13 protein-coding genes, 1 tRNA gene and 1 riboswitch are annotated in these 17,412 nt (G+C 51.2%); of the genes, 6 read left to right on the plus strand and 8 right to left on the minus strand.

The annotated features are described in order from the left end of the window. Positions 1-8: 8 nt before the first annotated feature. Positions 9-713: a PorT family protein gene (locus HZ996_03705; GenBank protein QTN38282.1), complete on the minus strand. Its 705-nt coding sequence runs from the start codon at positions 711-713 to the stop codon at positions 9-11. A gap of 54 nt (positions 714-767) precedes the next feature. Between HZ996_03705 and HZ996_03710 the strand changes: the two genes are divergently transcribed. The 4 genes from HZ996_03710 to HZ996_03725 all read left to right on the plus strand — a co-directional run bounded on the left by HZ996_03710 (position 768) and on the right by HZ996_03725 (position 5,009). Then, entirely contained in the window at positions 768-1,853 is a 1,086-nt protein-coding gene (locus HZ996_03710) for a TIGR03032 family protein (GenBank protein ID QTN38283.1), read from the plus strand. 31 nt (positions 1,854-1,884) lie between these two features. Then, positions 1,885-3,234, plus strand: coding sequence for a T9SS type A sorting domain-containing protein (locus HZ996_03715; protein ID QTN38284.1), 1,350 nt, complete (start codon positions 1,885-1,887; stop codon positions 3,232-3,234). A gap of 43 nt (positions 3,235-3,277) precedes the next feature. Next, positions 3,278-3,351, plus strand: a tRNA-Ala gene (locus HZ996_03720). A 302-nt stretch (positions 3,352-3,653) separates the two neighbouring features. Further along, entirely contained in the window at positions 3,654-5,009 is a 1,356-nt protein-coding gene (locus HZ996_03725) for a T9SS type A sorting domain-containing protein (GenBank protein ID QTN38285.1), read from the plus strand. A 15-nt stretch (positions 5,010-5,024) separates the two neighbouring features. On the opposite strand, the gene thrA is transcribed toward HZ996_03725, so the two are convergent. The 6 genes from thrA to HZ996_03755 form a co-directional block, all read right to left on the minus strand. Next, positions 5,025-7,415, minus strand: a complete 2,391-nt coding sequence (thrA, locus tag HZ996_03730; GenBank protein ID QTN38286.1) for a bifunctional aspartate kinase/homoserine dehydrogenase I — start codon at positions 7,413-7,415, stop codon at positions 5,025-5,027. Positions 7,416-7,426: 11 nt separating this feature from the next. Then, on the minus strand, positions 7,427-8,407 hold the full coding sequence (gene metX, locus HZ996_03735; protein ID QTN38287.1) for a homoserine O-acetyltransferase: 981 nt from the start codon (positions 8,405-8,407) through the stop codon (positions 7,427-7,429). Then, entirely contained in the window at positions 8,404-9,579 is a 1,176-nt protein-coding gene (locus HZ996_03740; GenBank protein QTN38288.1) for an aminotransferase class I/II-fold pyridoxal phosphate-dependent enzyme, read from the minus strand. Before HZ996_03740 ends, metX begins: the two co-directional genes overlap by 4 nt. Further along, entirely contained in the window at positions 9,576-9,983 is a 408-nt protein-coding gene (locus tag HZ996_03745) for an OsmC family protein (GenBank protein QTN38289.1), read from the minus strand. Before HZ996_03745 ends, HZ996_03740 begins: the two co-directional genes overlap by 4 nt. Positions 9,984-10,068: 85 nt before the next feature. Next, positions 10,069-10,171: riboswitch (SAM riboswitch) on the minus strand. A gap of 79 nt (positions 10,172-10,250) precedes the next feature. Next, complete coding sequence (locus HZ996_03750) at positions 10,251-11,870, minus strand: T9SS type A sorting domain-containing protein (GenBank protein QTN38290.1); 1,620 nt, start codon at positions 11,868-11,870, stop codon at positions 10,251-10,253. A 56-nt stretch (positions 11,871-11,926) separates the two neighbouring features. Then, a complete protein-coding gene (locus HZ996_03755) occupies positions 11,927-14,776 on the minus strand; it encodes a glycoside hydrolase family 92 protein (GenBank protein QTN38291.1) in 2,850 nt (949 codons plus the stop codon). Positions 14,777-14,828: 52 nt separating this feature from the next. On the opposite strand from HZ996_03755, the gene HZ996_03760 reads away from it, so the two are divergent. Then, positions 14,829-16,169, plus strand: a complete 1,341-nt coding sequence (locus HZ996_03760) for a sugar porter family MFS transporter (protein ID QTN38292.1) — start codon at positions 14,829-14,831, stop codon at positions 16,167-16,169. On the opposite strand, the gene HZ996_03765 is transcribed toward HZ996_03760, so the two are convergent. Then, complete coding sequence (locus HZ996_03765) at positions 16,166-16,651, minus strand: transferase (GenBank protein QTN38293.1); 486 nt, start codon at positions 16,649-16,651, stop codon at positions 16,166-16,168. The genes HZ996_03760 and HZ996_03765 overlap by 4 nt on opposite strands. Positions 16,652-16,733: 82 nt before the next feature. Here HZ996_03765 and HZ996_03770 point away from each other — a divergent pair, with 82 nt between their 5' ends. Continuing rightward, on the plus strand, positions 16,734-17,408 hold the full coding sequence (locus tag HZ996_03770; protein ID QTN38294.1) for an epimerase: 675 nt from the start codon (positions 16,734-16,736) through the stop codon (positions 17,406-17,408). Positions 17,409-17,412: the final 4 nt, after the last annotated feature.

Consider the following 17,412-nt stretch of genomic DNA (forward strand, 5'->3'; position numbering starts at 1 on the left):
TTTTAGGACTATTCCTTCTTTGCCGCGGCCCCAATCGGGATTTCAAAGGTAATTTGCCAATACTGCATGCGAGACTCTAAATCACTGTTGGGATCTGGGTATTCCAAAAGACCGTAGCAGTACTTGGCACTAATCCACAGACCAGCCGTGTTGGTACGGAAACGATAGGCTAGACCACCGACCACGCGCGCGTCTATTCGCGAGTATTCATCTGTAATGTCCACATTCAACTGCGCCCCATCTTCGATATCCGCAGTGAACATGTCCACTGCCGAGGTCATTAAAGCGGGCTCAAAACCGGCCTGCAGCAACCAGTGCGGTGTAACAGCATAGCGTGCGATGAGGGGCACAGAGATGAAATTGATCCGGCGCTCAACCCGAAATCGGTCCGTGAGGTCGTCAAATTCGGGATCGCCGATGGAGTAGGGGTCCAGGTTCTCTACGCCTACGGAGGACACCACTTGTACGGAAGGGTGGATCCACCAATGCTCACTCAAGCGAATGTTAAAGGACGGACCAATAAAAAAGCTGGACGCCCAATCACCGGGGTTGTATCCATCGAGATAGCTGATGGTCGGCCCCAGTTCTAGGCCGAACTCTACATTTGGAGAGTTCAACTTATCACCAAAAACCAAGGCAATGAGTACCTGAGATTGTGAAGAGAAGCCAAAGCCCAAAAGAAGGGTTAGTAGGGCCAGCTTTTTCTTTAACATATATTTAGGCATTAGATTTGATTGAATGCTTCCGCACATTTATAACTTCACCTCATGAACGCACCGAACCCGGGGCTCGCCCCTTTCTCTTGCACCTATTCTCCTCAAGTGCCGGAGCTTCTGTCCAAACTGGGCATTTCCCTTGCCATAACAACTTACCAAGCAGGGAAGATTGTTTTTCTGTCCCCGAAAGATGAGGAATTTTTGGTTCAACTCCCGCGAACGCTGGAAAAGCCAATGGGTATAGCGCTCAAAGATAACGGAAGAAGAATGGCCATTGCCTGCCTCCGCGACGTGATCACTTTTACCGACAGTCCGGAATTGGCTCAGTCCTACCCAAAGGCGCCGAAGAGGTATGATGCCCTCTATATGCCCCGTACTTCATACCACGTGGGCGGACTCGACCTGCATGATCTGGAATGGAGCGATCAAGGCCTTTTTGCGGTCAACACTCTATTCAGCTCCTTGATTCAAATTGACGGGGAGTACAACTACAGCACATATTGGAAACCACCATTTATCTCCGAATTGGCCAGTGAGGATCGCTGCCACCTGAACGGAATGGCGATGGAAAATGGGCTTCCCAAGTATGCCAGTATGTTCAATCAGGGAAACACGCCGCAATCGTGGCGCCCCGAAGTAACCACGGCTGGAACCATCATGGATGTCACCACGGATGAAATCCTAGTAGAAGGCCTACCCATGCCTCATTCTCCGCGCATGGTGAACGGGGAGTTGTACGTCCTATTGAGCGCGACCGGGGGCTTGGCGAGGATTGATCGTGCCGCAGGCACATTTGAAGAAATCGTTAACCTTAAAGGTTTTGTGCGCGGGATGGCTATCCATGGGGAGTTTGCTTTCGTAGGTCTTAGTAAGCTGCGGCAGAACAGCTCCACGTTTAAGCATCTGCAAATCGCCCAAGAAAGCAATCAAAGCGGTATTAAAATTGTCCATTTGCCAACGGCGGCGGTGGTTGGAGAAATCCTGTACCAAACCTCGGTGGATGAGATATACGATGTTCAGGTGATTCCCGGACGTCGCCGACCGAACTTGTTGAACACCTTAAAAGACGATCACTACCTCGGATTAATGACCCCCGAGGCCACATATTGGGGCCGAAATACACAAGCGGCACAGTAATTGAAGAAGACAGACCAAAATCACTAACAACATGAAGCAAAACCTCTACGCTAGAAAGAAACGCCAATTTAACCGGCTCTCTGAGCAGGTGGAGTGCCTACGGCACGATGGCCAATGGGAGACCCTAGACACTTCGGTGCAAAAGCGGATCACCCAGAAACTCAAGAACCTTTACCGTGAGATCTACGGATATTTTTCACGGTCCGAATGGAAACGCGCTGTCGCTGCCGTCGGATTCCTGCTTTTAGGAACCGCTGGAGTTCAAGCTCAGCAATTCCAAGCCCCGGTTCAAAATCCCTTTGGCCTTGCCTTGCCGACAGGCGATTATTGGAATATGCCAACCCTAACCGACATTGATGGGGATGGTGACCTTGACGTATTCGGGTCGGATTATTATGGTAATCCTATATTCTATCAGAACACTGGATCTGCCTCCAGCCCAGCCTTTGCTGCCGGTCAGCTTAATCCATTTGGATTAAGTGGACAGTACACCTTCTGGCGTGCTACCGGAGACTTAGACAATGATGGAGATCTCGATATCATGGGGGCCGTTCAGGGCTATGGATATTCGACCCAGTTCCTGTACTACGAGAACACAGGTACTTCCACAAATCCGTCTTTTGGTGCAAGCCAATTGGATCCATTTGGATTAGCCAATGTTCCAACGCCAGGGTTCCTAGCCATGGATATGGTGGATATGGATAACGATGGAGACCTTGACTTGATGGGTGTAGATGCCTACAATGGCGGGTTCTACTACATCCCCAATGGTGGTTCCGCATCTACTCCAAGTTTTAACCAAAGTCAAGCCAACCCATTTGGATTGTCTAACGCAGGGCAATTGAGTTTAGCCACGATTGGCGACTTGGACTTGGATGGTGACCTCGACATTTTAGTAGGTCAGTACTACGGAGGGTTTGCGTTCTACGAGAACACGGGATCAGTGAGTGCACCAGCTTTTGCCGCTCCCCAATTGAATCCGTTTGGCTTGTCCGATATCGGGGATTATAACTTCTCTGCACTCGGCGACTTGGACGACGATGGAGACTTAGACCTCCTTACGAGCTCCTATCCCTATAATGCTCCAGCCGGGGCGTGGTATTATTTCGAAAACGACGACCCATCAATCGGAATAACGGAGCGTGAAATTGAAGCAGCCGTGTATCCGAATCCAACTCGTGATGTATTGAACATCGAACTGGGGGAATGGACTACAGGATCTGCAGTAGTTATGGACTTAACGGGTAACGTTATTCTCTCCTCTGATTTTACGGAGAGCGATCGCATCACCTTTGATTTAAGTCGCTACTCGGCTGGATTGTATTTGCTTCGCATTGAGACCGAAGCAGGCAATAAGACCCTAAAAGTCACCAAGCAGTAAACATGGATGGTTCGGCAAGTTTGTTTACATTTGCCGACCACTCGGGGCTATAGCTCAGCTGGCTAGAGCACTTGCCTGGCAGGCAAGGGGTCAGGGGTTCGAATCCCCTTAGCTCCACACCCAAAATGAAACCCGTTTACCGATTAGGTAAGCGGGTTTTTTCTTTCCCGCGAGTCAAGCTTGCTTGAATGAGCGGGAAAAATAAAGTCGCGTTGGGGCAAAGCCCCGAATGGGTTTCATTTTGGGATGTCGCGCCCCCTTGATCTCCCGAGGAACGAAGTGACAACGGGAAATCCCCCATTCTACAAGCCCTCACGAAGCGACATATGTTCAGGTATCCGCAACATAGGTGTTAACCAGTGCCTTCCAGTCTATCCTATTCTTGTACTGTCCTTAGGTTTCATCTAAAAACATACCTCATGAGCACCAATCGTTTCGCCCGAAAAAAAAGACAATTCAAAAGACTTTCAGAACAAATTCAGTGCCTGCGGCACGATGGGCGCTGGGACCACATGGACTCTTCGGTGCAGAATAAGATCGCTAACAAGCTCAAAAACCTCTTTCGGGAGATCTATGCCTTCTTCACGCGTTCCGAACTAAAGCGTGCTGTTCTTGCGGCCGGTTTCATATTCGCATGGAGTAGTGCAGCCGTTGGCCAGCAATTTGCCGCACCACAGCAAAATCCGTTTGGGCTTTCAACGGCGTACGGGCCTGTTATTAATCTGACGCTCATGGACATCGATCAAGATGGAGACCTTGATCTATTTGGGTCCGGATACTATGGGAATCCATTACTCTACGTGAATAATGGGACGCCGAATAATCCAAGTTTTGGACCAGGTCAGTTGTTTCCCTTTGGTTTATCAGGAATCTACTCAACATACACGGGAGTTGCTGACATTGATGGAGACGGAGATGTGGATATTTTGGCCAGTTCAAGCTACGCGCAGTACCCCTATGTGTGGTTGTATCATCAAAATATTGGCACTGCTCAGAATCCTTCATTTTCTGGGAGTCAGGTAAATCCATTCGGTCTTTCAATTAGTGGGCCGGGTATATATTTTGGGAAATTCGCCGATTTAGATAATGACGGAGACCTTGACCTTTTTGGTACGGCAAAACATTCAGGCTCGGTTTATTACTATCAGAACAACGGGAATGATACGATTCCTAGTTTCGGAGTTGAACAAACCGATCCCTTCGGATTAACCCCCACATCTATATGGGCAACCGTATCTGTGGGGGACATAGACATGGATGGAGATCTAGATGTTATGGGCAACACTTTTACCGGGGATTTTATTTTCTTTCTTAATAACGGTTCCTCAGGAAACCCCTTATTTGGTCTTGCTCAGATGAATTTATTCGGATTAACTTCATCGGGGGATTTTGGTGTGAGTTCGGCCATTGGCGACCTGGATAATGATGGAGATCTGGACATTCTCTCCGTGGGGTATGAGTACAGTCATTATGGGTCTACTGGCGGAAGGTTTTCCTACTACGAAAACGTAGATATCGGAATGGGCGTCGAAGAACAAGAGATTGAAGTATCCGTATTTCCTAATCCAACCGATGGCCATTTAGACCTCGAGTTTATGGAGCATCAAACCGGCACTGCGCATGTGGTTGATTTATTGGGCAAAAAACTGATGTCGAAGCGTTTTGAAGAATCCGATGGGATTCGGCTAGACCTAGGGCAGGTCGCCACCGGACAATACTTCATTCAGATTGAGACTGAGAACGGGAGTAGTTTGCAGAAGATCACAAAGCAGTGACGAAGGCAAATCCCACTAGATCAGCGCTCCAATCCTGAGCAGGTCAGAGTACACTCCTCGAGCGGTGACTTCCGCTCCAGCCCCAGCTCCCTGAATGATGATGGGTCGATCTTGGTAAGACGCCGTAAAGATTTCGAAGATTGCATCGGCTCCACGGAGCCCCCCTAAGGCAGAGGAGGTAGGAACCTTTCCTAAGCTCACCCTTAAAGTACCGCTACCCACATCCAGATCACCAATGTATCGGAGGACTTCGCCCACAGATGTAGAATGACGAAGATCTTCGTAATGGCGATCGAGGAAATCCCTTTTCTCCAGGAAGGCATCAAAGGACTCTTCAGAGGCCAGTTCTTCGGGGATAAGAGGCTCGATTTGGACATCTTCCAGCTCGGCTTTAATGCCCACTTCTCTAGCCAAAATGAGCAGTTTCCGGGCTACGTCCATTCCGGAGAGGTCTTCTCGGGGATCGGGTTCGGTATAGCCTCGTTCCTGAGCTTCCAAAAGCACCTCCGAGAAAAGACGAGACTCCGCGCAGAACGTGCTGAATAGAAAACTCAGCGATCCTGAGAAGATGCCTCGAATCCGAGTAAGTTCATCCGCGGAATCGCGTAAGTGCTTCAAGGGGTCGATGACGGGCAAACCCGCCCCGACATTAGTCTCATAAAAGAAGTGACGACCGCACCTTCTCAGAAGAGTGCGCAGTCTATCATAGGATTCTTGATCACCTGAATTTCCTTTCTTATTGGAAGCGACCAAATCAAACCCAGACCGAATGATTTCGGGATAAAGGGCGGTGACTTCTTCTGAAGCGGTATTGTCTGCGACCACCAGGTTTTCGATTCCCGATTGCTTCAGAGTATCCAATACCGAAAGTAAATCACCTTGATGACCATTGGCCCCCTCGAGATGCTGACGCCAATCAACCCCGAGCCCTTTTTCATCTACAACGTAGCCCTGACTATCTGCCACTCCAATGACCTGAACGCGTAGAGCTCGGTTCGCTTCTACTTTTGCCGAAGTCTCAATGATCTGATCGATGAATGCACCACCGACTAAGCCCTTGCCAATGGCAAAGACATTGAGGGTTTTGATCACACCAAAGACCTGAGCATGAACCACCTGCATAGCTTTTTGAGCTTTGGCCTTATCTACTACAAGTGAGATGTGTTCTCCACTGATGCTGTTGCTAATCAAGTGCATCCACACGCGATTTTTCCTTAGAACTTGAATGGCTTTTTCAAGGGCGTAGTTATGTCGACCGACAATGGCAATGATCACTACCTCGTCTAGAGTTTCGATGGAGGAGATATCGCCTGTATTGAGCTCTTCTTCAAACTCGGATTGGAGAACTGACGTGGCCAATGGGGCATTTTTGCGATCAACGACAAAGCCAATTCCGCGCTCAGAAGACGCTTGAGAAATGATGCGAATACTGATGTCTGAAGCACTCAAGCGAGAAAAGATTCGACCGTCAATCCCAATACGACCATTCAGTCCTTTTCCGGAAATTTTAATCAGCGAGACATCCTCGATACAGGACACGGCTTTTATGCCTTTTTCGGCGCCGTCTTTATCAATAAGGGTGCCAGCGGCTTGGGGGTCCGAAGTGTTCTTAATCCGCAGCGGGATTTCACTTTTCATCAAGGGTAGAATCGTTTTGCTGTGGAGAAGATTTACTCCAAAGTTTGACAGTTCGTGGGCCTCTTTATAACTCATGTGTGCGATGGGTACCGCATCTTCTACCAATCTGGGATCTGCGCTGTAGATGCTGTTGACGTCTGTCCAGTTTTGAACTTCCGAAGCACCTATGCTCGCCCCAATGACCGTAGCACTGTAATTGGAACCGTTACGTCCCAAGGTGCGAACCCTTCCTTTTTTGTCGCTACCGTAGAACCCTGTGATGACCGAGATCGCTAAGGGATTTTCAGAGGATAGGGCAGCCGTAATTAGCTCAGACGAAGCCTTCAAGTCCACTTCACCTTCTTCCACCCGAATAAGGTCAGCTGAGTTCAAAAGTTGGGCGGGTAGGTCATGGGCATCCAGATATGCGGTAATGGTTCGAGCGCTGAGCCACTCACCATAGGACAGGACGCGATCAAAAATGATATCGTCTTCCAATTGAAAATCCCGAACGGTGTACAGCAGTTTTTCGAGCTGTTGAATGTCGGACTGAAGATCAAGGGCAAGTCCAGGAATCTGCTGGCCCATCTTGAATTGCTCCAAGACTTCGCTGAAGTCCTTTTGATCAAGAGCCAACTTGTAGAGCTCAATGAGCTGGTCCGTACTTTTTCCACGGGCCGAGACCACGAGGGCCACAGACTCCAGGGAGGATTCGCGCTGCACAATATCCAGCAGCGCGGGAAGCTTTTCATTGATAAGCGAGGAACCGCCAAATTTTAAAACCTTCATGATTTTTGGTTTTAGGACGCTAAAAAGTCCTGAATAGAATGAGTGAGTTTTTCGGTTTCAATCAAGAACCCATCATGACCGAAGCGCGAGGTGATCTCGGTGTACTGTCCCTGAGGAATACCTTCAGCCAGTTGCTTTTGCAAATGAGGCGGAATGAGCTTATCGCTTTCTATACCAATGCAAAGCGTTGGGCAGTCAATTTGGGCTAGGGCTTTCTGAATGCCTCCACGGTCTCTTCCGAGGTTGTGGGTGTCCAAACACCGGTGCAAATAATAATAGGACAGAGCATTGAATCGCGCCTCTATTTTTTCTCCTTGGTATTGGAGGTAGGAGGCCGCTTTGAAGTTATCCACCCGATCGTCTTCCTCAGACTGCGTTTCGATGAAGGCCTCTGAAGTACGATAGGTCAGAAGGCCGATGGCACGCGCTGCCTTTAGCCCATCTTGTCCGCCTCCAGCTTGCCCGAAACTGGAATCGGTGGTGAGGGCCATACGTTGGGCCTCATGGATGGCAATACCCCAAGCGGTTTCCCGAGCAGAACAGGCAATCAGAATGAGGTGATCTATAGTTCCTGAATAGGCTAGGGCAAACTCCAAAGCCTGACTACCTCCGTAGGACCCGCCAATAGCCACCTTGATCTTTGCGATTCCGAGATGTTCGGCCAGAAGGAGCTGCGAACGAGCAACGTCGCGCACTGTGAATTTTGGAAAGTCTAGGCCTTCAGGTGCTGTGCTGCCATATGGCGATCCGATTGAGTTGACGCAGACAATGAAGTACTCTTTCGGTGAAAAGAGATCTCCTTCTCCAAAAAGCCCGGACCACCAGTCCAGCACATCCGAATTGGCGGTTAGGGCATGGAACACCCAAATGACATTATCCCGAGCTTCATTGAGCTCCCCATAGGTATGATATCCGAGCTGAAGCGAAGAAAACTTACCCCCGAGTTCTAGGGCAAAGACTTCTGACCTATGAAAGTATTGAACAGCTGTCATGCCCGGGATTGCTTTAATGCTTGTTCGACATCTGATAGAATATCGTCCACGTGCTCAAGACCCACGGAGAATCGAATGAAGCCCGGGTCAATACCGGCCGCCCGCTGTGCTTCTTCAGTTAGCTTACTGTGGGTTGTAGAGCTGGGATGCGTGGCAATGCTCCGTGTATCCCCGAGGTTTGCTGTAAGGGAATGCAGTTTTAAAGCGTTCAGAAATCGTGCACTTCGCTCGCGCCCCCCTTTCAGAATACACCCCACAAGTCCACCTCCCTGACTCATTTGAGCCTGAGCGATTGCGAGTTGAGGGTTGTCGGCATGGTGCGGATAGTGCACCTCGACAACATCCGGATGTTGGTCCAAGAAGGCCAACAAGCCTTGAGCGTTTTGGCAATGCCTGTCCATTCGAAGGGCTAGGGTTTCCAGGCTTTTTGAAAGGACCCAAGCATTGAAAGGAGACAGGGCGGCACCCGTTCTCCTAATGAAATCGTAGCACTGTTGCACCCTTTTTTCCTCCCCGAGAATGGCTCCTCCCAGGACTCGCCCTTGACCGTCGATGTATTTGGTCGCGGAGTGGAGGACCAAGTGCGCCCCAAATTGAAAGGGCTTTTGCAAATAGGGTGTAGCAAAACAGTTGTCAACGATGAAGGTGATGTTCTTCGCCGCACAGAGATCCCCTAAAAACTGGAGGTCCGCAATCTTCAAGGTGGGATTTGCCGGAGTTTCCACAAAGAGGATCTTGGTGTTTTTTCGGATGGCCGATTCGAATCCTAAATTGCTGTCAACTTCTACGAAGGTGCATTCCACGCCCATCTTAGGCAAGAGAGTTTGTAGGATGTACAGACTGTTTCCAAAGATATTCGAGGCCGCAACGACATGATCTCCGACTTGAAGTAGGGCGGTTAGGGCAGTGTATACCGCGGCCATTCCCGATGCCGTGGCCACCCCATGATTATAGCCTTCCATAAGGGCGAGTTTTTGGATGAACTCCGTGGTGTTGGGGTTGGAAAAGCGGGAGTACAGGTTCCCTTCTGCCCCCTGGAACATCTCGGCCCCGTGTTCGGCAGAGTCAAAAGTAAAACTCGAGGTCAGGTATAATGGTGTCGAGTGCTCTCGGTGCTGAGACTGTCGCGTTTGTGTTCGGACGGCCAACGTCTCAAAGTTTGCTGAACTCATAGTAGGGTGAAATGGAAAGAGATTTCAATGGAGGGAGAAAGGGAGTGGTATACCGAGCAGTATTTCTCCGCGCTTAAATCAATCGCCTTGGCGACTTTCTCTCGGTCGAGGTCTCCCCCAAACTCGAATTCCACACGAATGGAGGTAAAGGCATTTGGGGGTTCCGTGGTTCGCTCCCCTTCTGCCGAAGCCTTGAAGGAGGTTACCTCTTGCTTCCTCTTTTTAAGGATGTTCAGCACATCGATGGACATGCAACCTGCTAGGGACGTGAGCAAGAGCTCCATAGGACGGAAGCCGGCCGCATCCGCTCCGCTGAGGGCCGGACTAGCAACGATGTCCAACGGCAAAGCGCCGGAAGGTGTGCTGAATTGAAAGGGCTCGTTTTGGATGATTTCTACCTTCATTTTCGTTCTGTTTTTAGATCGAGAGTGGTAGAAAAAGGAATAGCCTCTTTCAACAAATAGTCAAAAGAGGCTATGAATGTCTTTTGAATTATCTGCACCCGATTGCCGGGTTGGATTTAGCACCTTCTTGAATTTCAAGGGTTGCTAAGGTTTCTCAGGGCCAGTCCCTCCACCTTTCTCGATAACTATTTAAAATAACGGTGTCTCCTTTCGAAGACGCTTACAAAGCTATGACATTTTTTGAAACGCCCTGCGGCAAGGATACGCTTACTGCACCAATAGCTTCCTATGGGAAACGCGATCACCGCTTCGAACCTCGACGGTGAATATTCCGCGGGCTAAGCCATCGAGCCGTAGGCTCAAAGTCTCTTGACTGGTCTGCCCCGTCCAAACACGACGGCCTTCCACATCATATACCGTGATTTCTTTTTGCCCTACGGGCAGATGCGAGATCGTCACCGCCTCGGAGCTCGGATTCGGGAACAGAGTCCACGTCGCTTCTGCGCGCTCTTCGAATAATCCAATAGTGCTTTGGCCATAGAGGTAGATCGATCCAGAGCGCTCCATGAAGGCCCCGCCCTGTGCGTCTTCATCGTCTTTCCAGGCGCCCACGACCAAGCCCTGAGAGGATATTCCCAAGGTATCAAAGGAGGAAAGAGCTACGGTGCGGCCAAAGTGATCTCCGGCAAAGCGATCCGATGAAATGATCTTTTGACTTTGACTCCACATGCCTGTAGCATCTGGGGTATACAAGAATACTGCGCCCCCTGAAGAGTCAATAACGGCTTGACCATTGAGGTCGTCGATATCGCGGAATGCGCCCACGGCAATGATTCCAGGGACCACATCTATGGCTTGTCCAAAGCCTTCGCCCCCCTCATAATCACTGCTCACGATTTTCTGCAATTCGATGACGCTGGCCGATCCGTACAAGAAGATATAGGCCGTTCCCGTGTAGAGGGGTCCGGTTGAAGTGGCTTCGTCAAAGGCTGAGCCCACGACCAAGGTTCCAAAGGTGCTTTCCACGGCTACATGAATGCCGAAATAGTCTCCCGTAGCACGGTCTTGTGGGACCAATTTCGAGTACTCGTTCCAGGTGGTTCCATTGAATTCATAGAGATAGGCCGCTCCGGCAAGGTTCATGAAGTTTCCGCCTGCGGCATCGTTGTCGTGCCACGGTGCACCGACCAGGATAAGGTGGCCTGAAATATCCACATGGTAGCCAAAGCCGTCCACTGCTGCCCGGTCTGAAGCGACAATTTTTTGCTCGAGGATGTACTGTCCTTGGGCGTTGCGTCGGTAAACGTAGACGGCACCTGCGGCATTCATGGAATTTTGACCGTTGGCATCTAAATCTTCTCCGTGGGAGGCAATGACTAGTGCATCGTCAGACATGGAAATGGCGGCCCCGAAGGCGTCTCCTTGGCTTCGATCCGGACTGACAATTTTTTGACTGATGATCCACGAAGATCCGTTGAAGGTGTAGATGTACACGGCTCCAGCGGCGGCGATGGGGTTGCTTCCCGAGGCGTCCAACTGGTGCTGGGGCGCGCCAACCGCAGCGTAATCGCCGCTAATGGCAACATCGGTTCCGAAGAAGTCCCGAGTTCCGAGATCGCTCGGTAGGATATAGGGTAAATTAATTACACCGGTCAGGGTCTGTGCGTAGAACTCGACTTGACCCGGGCCCCAGTTGTGCGGAGGTGCGAATTCAAATCGGCCCGATTGCGGTGCCCCGACGATAAATACGTTCTTATCCGCATCCACGGAGTAGCCAAAGTAGTTTTCGGCTGCTCGGTTGGGCTGGACAATTTTGGATTCGTTTTGGAATTGTGCTTGAACGCTGTACGCCAGCAGCACGAGACAAAGGAGTGTGGAGGTTTTCATGGCAGTTGGTTTTTGTCCTTGTACTCACGGAGAAGAGTGCCATGAGGTTGGTTGACCTACTCCACTATGACCTCGTCGACGAAGAAAAAGCTCTCTCCTCCAGCGCCTAAATGCCAGTCCAAGAGAGCCCCCGCATTTTCAAATTCGACTTTGATGACCGCGCAATCTACCACGCCACTAGGTGCTTGAAAATTGAGTTCGGTGATTTCAATGTCATCAGACCAATCGACTCCGAGCGGCGTCTCTATTTCCTGTCGTTCCCAGGTGGTCCATCGTCCTTTTCGATCTTGTGAGGAAACGGTGACGGCCTTTGGATAGGCGATCCAAGAACGGATGTCTTTGAGCAGACTCACCTGAACCTCGGAGGCTTTCATTTTTTTATTGGCGCTCAACTGGAGTTCTGCATTTTGACCTTGAATTCCGACCCAATGGCCTTTGCGCCAATCGACATCTCCTCGAATCCCGTCCACCATAGAAGCGGGTCCTCCGGCGGTGTATTGGGGGTTCGGAACACCGCTTTCCCACCGGGCCTCAAAGCGATCATCGCGCCAAAAGACTTTGGCCCTACTCTCGTGTGCTCCGAAACCATCAACGGGCGAAGTCGCTTGAATTTCTCCAGTTCCTGTGGCGATGAGTTCCGCGCCCTTTGTTTGAATGGAACCAGAGGCCGACGCCGTCACGGATTTATCGATGGGGGATACGACCTGGCCAACGGTCTTCTTATTGATGCTGATCGGAATTTCAATGATGGGTGCTGGGGCTGTTTCGTTTTCCAAACTGTTGCGGTAAGGCTGCCCTTGTCCGAACGATGTTGGGGATTCACTTCGTTCAACGGTCCAGGTTCCGCCTTTCAAAAGGGTCTCGTGATCAATCCACGTGGCTTGAAGATCCTCATCGGTAAACCAGGACTTCAGGTATTTACCCGTTCCACCGACATGAGCGTTCAGTGGAGCTCCATTCGGCAAAGTGATTTCCATTCGATCCCAAAACGGCGTGGAAACGGCATAACGAGCCTCGCCGGGAACCAAGGGGTACAGTCCCCAACTGGCCATGACAAACCAAGCACTCATTTGACCGCAGTCTTCATTTCCAGAAAGACCGTCCGGAGCATTCTGATAAAATTGCTCCATGATAGACCAAACGCGTTCCTGTGTTTTGTGGACACTATCCGTGCTGTTGTAGAGGTAGGCAATGTGGTGCGAGGGTTCGTTGCCGTGGGCGTACTGGCCGTAGAGACCGGTAATGTCTGCCTGGGTTCGGCCCGTGGTTTCGCGTGGAGCATTGAACAGCTTTTCCAGTTGACCGTAGAGGGCGTCGTTGCCGGATGGGGCATCTAAATACTGCTCCAAAAGCCCTTTCCAATAGTCGAGGTCATGTACCGGTGCAAAACTGTATTGATAGCTGTTGGCCTCGGTGTAGTGGTTGTTGACCTGACTCGGGTTAAAATCGGCGAGGAATTGACCGTTGTCTCGAGCGCGCATCCAACCGGTTTCGGGATCAACCAAGGACCGGTAAGCTGTGGCGCGCTGATTGTATTCCGCCCCCATTTCGGGGTCCCCGAGTAGGTTTGCGGCCCAAGAAATACAGGCGTCGTCGTAGGCGTATTCCAAGGTTTTGGAAACGGATTCACTTTCATCTTCCATGGACAAGAACCCCTTTTCTATATAGTCCAGAAGGCCACTTCGATCGTAGGTCGCTGTGGCATCGAGGGCCTCCAAAGCTCGGGCCGTATCGATGGGATATCCTTTGGCTAAGGCGTCCGCTATGACCGAAACACTGTGGTAACCGATCATGCAATTGGTTTCGTTGGCGGCGAGTTCCCAAATGGGCAATCGGCCGTACTGGTCATACATGTCCAAGAAGCCGTTCAAAAAGGCCTGGGTGCGCTCAGGTTGCGTAATGACGTATAGCGGATGCGCGGTTCTGTAGGTGTCCCACAGAGAAAAAATGGTGTAGTGCTCGTAGGTCGTGTCGGTGTGAATGGCATCGTCCAAGCCGCGATAGCGCCCGTCCACATCGCTCCACAAATTGGGAACGCTGTACGCGTGGTACAGGGAAGTGGCGTAGATGGCCCTCCAATCCGCATCGCGATGATAGACATAGCTTTTGTCGAGTTCCGCCGCCCATTCCGCTCGGGTTCTGGCCCTAAGGGCCGCGAAGTCGTAGGCCAAGCCCTCCGCTCCAAAGTTTTTCACGGCTCCATCGATATCTGTACCACTCATTCCGATGTACAGTTCAACGGTGTCCACAAAACCGAAGTCCAGCGTAAAGTGGAGTGAGTCGACCTCCGCCGTTTGAGCGGGCAGGTTGGACTCGAAATAGAAATGGAGCTTTTGGTTTTGTGCCCATCCGCGGCTGTAGCGATGTCCTTGCCAACTGCTGTCCGATAGGACTTCAAAAGAGGTGCTCAGCTCGTAGTCCCGATGGTCAAGATCCACATCGAGAACGGCCCGATGACCTTCTGGGAAAACCACTCGCAAAATGCCTGTTCGTGGGCCTGCGGTGGATTCTAGAAGGATGCCATTTTCTAGGGTCACGCTATAGTGTCCCGCGCTGGCGCGCTCCGAGGATTTGTCCATGTGGAGAAGTGCCCCATCGGCCCGTGAGGGCCCAATCAAAAGATCCCCATAGTCTCCGATGCCTGTTCCGCTGAGGTGGGTGAGGCTGAATCCGAGGAGGACGCTGTCCGTGTAGTGGTATCCGCTGCAGCCGTCCCAGCCTTCGAGGCGGGTGTTGGGTCCGAGTTGCATCATGCCGAACGGGGATTGCGCGGAGGGGTGGGTGTGGCCGTGACCTCCGGTGCCGATGAAGGGATTGATATCGTCTACGCTTGTAGGCTGTGAGTGCTGGGCTTGAAGGCCAAACGCGGTGAACAGTGCAAGTAGGAGAAACGAGAGACGGCGCATAAATCGAGGTCTTGTGCCGCCAAAGAAAGGAATCTTTGGTTAGTTTAGGAGCATGTTCCAGAATAAAACCATCTTCCGCACCGCCCTTGCTGTGGCCCTCGCGGGGTTCCTTTTTGGCTTTGATACGGTCGTCATCAGCGGAGCCAATGAACCCATTCAAAAGCTCTGGAATACCAGTTCTTGGTTCCATGGATTTTTCATCATGTCCATGGCCTTGTGGGGGACTGTGGTTGGCGCTCTATTCGGGGGCATTCCCTGTGACCGCTACGGTCGCCGAAAGACCCTCATTGGCATCGGAATCCTCTTTACCCTTTCCGCGGTGGGTTCGGCTGTGGCTTGGGACCCGTACAGCTTCAGCTTTTTCCGCTTCATCGGCGGTTTGGGTGTTGGAGCCTCTTCGGTTGCCGCCCCCATTTACATTTCCGAAATCAGCGGATCCAAAGAGCGGGGACGCCTCGTGGCCCTTTACCAGTTCAACCTGGTGCTCGGAATCCTCATCGCCTTCATCAGTAACTACCTTTTTCACGGGGTAGGAGGAGAGGACGACTGGCGTTGGATGGTCGGCATCGAGGCCCTTCCTGCGGCCCTCTACACCATCTTTGTCATCTTCGTGCCCCAGAGTCCTCGATGGCTCTATATTCATCAGCGAGACGAGCGCGGGGCGCTCGAGGTTCTTCAGGGCCTACGGCCCGATGAAGGTGCCGCCCAAGCCGTTCTAGACCAAATCAAAGCTTCAGACGATCGGCACGCTCATGAACGCAGTGAGCGCCTTTGGAAACGCGAATACCGCCGTCCTCTTCTACTGGCTTTTTTGATCGCCTTTTTCAATCAGGTGAGTGGAATCAATTTCGTGCTCTACTACGCTCCGGTCATCTTGGAGCAAAGCGGTCTGGCCACCGGAGAATCGCTGTTCAGCTCCATTGCCATTGGGGGCATCAACCTGCTCTTCACCTTTGTTGGATTGTCCTTGATTGACCGCGCGGGCCGACGGCAATTGCTCTACCTCGGTTCCTTTGGCTACATCATCAGCTTGAGCCTCATTTCCTATGGGTACTACACCGGCGCGTCGTCTGGATTTATTCTCGTCTTCATCTTGATGTTTATCGCCTCTCACGCGGTGGGTCAGGGAGCCGTAATCTGGGTCTTCATATCCGAGATTTTCCCGAATCAAGTGCGAGCCAAAGGACAGGCCTGGGGCGTGAGCACGCATTGGGTCATGGCGGCCATCATAACCCTCGTGGGACAGGTCATCATCGATGCCTTTCCACCGGGTTTCATCTTTGCGCTGTTTGCTGGATTTATGGTCCTTCAGCTCGCCTTCACCCATTTCCTCATGCCGGAAACAAAGGGCGTTTCCCTAGAACAGCTCGAAGAGGATGTGCAGGGCTCTTAGTCGTTTTTCTTGAAGAACTTCGCCGGATTACCGTACCAGATTTCGTGATCTCCAACGTTGGAGCGAACTTGAGAACAGGCGCCGATAATGGCGTTTTTACCGATGCTGAAGCCGGGCATTAGGGTGACATTGGCACCAATCAGCGCCCCGTCGTGAATGCTTCCAACGGACTTGTTGTCCCCTTCTTGCAGATTAGGGGTATCGGCCAAGACAAAGCCGTATTTTACACTGACGCGACTGCCCACCGAAGCGTTCGCGCTGATGGTGCATCGACTACCGAACGATGTATGGTCTCCCACGGTAACGTTCTCGCGCATTTCACAATAGGCGGTCAGCTTGCAGTTGCTTCCGATCTTGGCGCCTTCACGAATAATGCAGAAAGGACCAATGATCGTGTTAGCTCCAATCTCAACGTTTTCCTCAATCAAGGCGAGTTCGTGAATTTCCGCGCTAGGGTCTATGCCCTTTTGGTCCCTGCTCATATTCTTATCTTTATTTACTGCAACGTGTTGCAAGTTCTAAAAATGATTGCAGATTGGCTCTCCCGGCCATAGATATATGTTTATGAATGTACTTCTCTTTGGCGCAAGCGGCATGGTCGGCCGAGGCGTTTTGCTCGAATGTTTGGACCACCCTCAGGTAAAATCGGTTACCGCTGTGGTCCGACGTCCACTGGAAGATCAGCACCCCAAGCTCAAGCAAGTTGAACACCAAGATTTTGAGAATTTTGAATCACTTCGCGCTGAATTTCAGGACGTCGATGCCTGTTTCTACTGCATGGGAGTGAGTTCAGCCGGGATGGATGAAGCGAAATACACCAAGTTGACGTACGACTACGGTATGGCCGCTGGCCGCTTACTCCATGAGGTTAATTCGGACATGACCTTTACTTATGTATCCGGCCAAGGAACGGACTCTACGGAAAAGGGTCGGACCATGTGGGCGAGGGTCAAAGGAAAGCTGGAGAACGACCTCCTTGGGCTTGGGTTCAGGCGTGCGGTGATGTTTCGGCCCGGAGGTATAATTCCGCGCCGCGGCATTAAATCGCGGACCCCACTTTACCAGTTCGTGTACGACTGGTTCGGATGGCTTCTATGGCTGATGGAGAAGCTGGCCCCGAACTCCATCACGGATACCACCAAGATCGGACTCGCCATGATCAACGTGCATTTATACGGCACAGATAAGAGCATTCTGGATCCCGCAGACATCAATGCATTGGCTGAGCGCGCCGACTGATTTA

Source organism: Cryomorphaceae bacterium (genome assembly GCA_017798125.1).
GTDB lineage: Bacteria > Bacteroidota > Bacteroidia > Flavobacteriales > ECT2AJA-044 > ECT2AJA-044.

Bases quoted from the DNA above. Each gene is read 5' to 3' on its own strand.
- HZ996_03740 (QTN38288.1), bottom strand. From the start codon at position 9,579: ATGAGTTCAGCAAACTTTGAGACGTTGGCCGTCCGAACACAAACGCGA.
- thrA (QTN38286.1), bottom strand. From the start codon at position 7,415: ATGAAGGTTTTAAAATTTGGCGGTTCCTCGCTTATCAATGAAAAGCTT.
- HZ996_03765 (QTN38293.1), bottom strand. From the start codon at position 16,651: ATGAGCAGGGACCAAAAGGGCATAGACCCTAGCGCGGAAATTCACGAA.
- HZ996_03755 (QTN38291.1), bottom strand. From the start codon at position 14,776: ATGCGCCGTCTCTCGTTTCTCCTACTTGCACTGTTCACCGCGTTTGGC.
- HZ996_03725 (QTN38285.1), top strand. From the start codon at position 3,654: ATGAGCACCAATCGTTTCGCCCGAAAAAAAAGACAATTCAAAAGACTT.
- HZ996_03745 (QTN38289.1), bottom strand. From the start codon at position 9,983: ATGAAGGTAGAAATCATCCAAAACGAGCCCTTTCAATTCAGCACACCT.
- HZ996_03715 (QTN38284.1), top strand. From the start codon at position 1,885: ATGAAGCAAAACCTCTACGCTAGAAAGAAACGCCAATTTAACCGGCTC.
- HZ996_03750 (QTN38290.1), bottom strand. From the start codon at position 11,870: ATGAAAACCTCCACACTCCTTTGTCTCGTGCTGCTGGCGTACAGCGTT.
- HZ996_03710 (QTN38283.1), top strand. From the start codon at position 768: ATGAACGCACCGAACCCGGGGCTCGCCCCTTTCTCTTGCACCTATTCT.
- HZ996_03760 (QTN38292.1), top strand. From the start codon at position 14,829: ATGTTCCAGAATAAAACCATCTTCCGCACCGCCCTTGCTGTGGCCCTC.
- metX (QTN38287.1), bottom strand. From the start codon at position 8,407: ATGACAGCTGTTCAATACTTTCATAGGTCAGAAGTCTTTGCCCTAGAA.
- HZ996_03705 (QTN38282.1), bottom strand. From the start codon at position 713: ATGTTAAAGAAAAAGCTGGCCCTACTAACCCTTCTTTTGGGCTTTGGC.
- HZ996_03770 (QTN38294.1), top strand. From the start codon at position 16,734: ATGAATGTACTTCTCTTTGGCGCAAGCGGCATGGTCGGCCGAGGCGTT.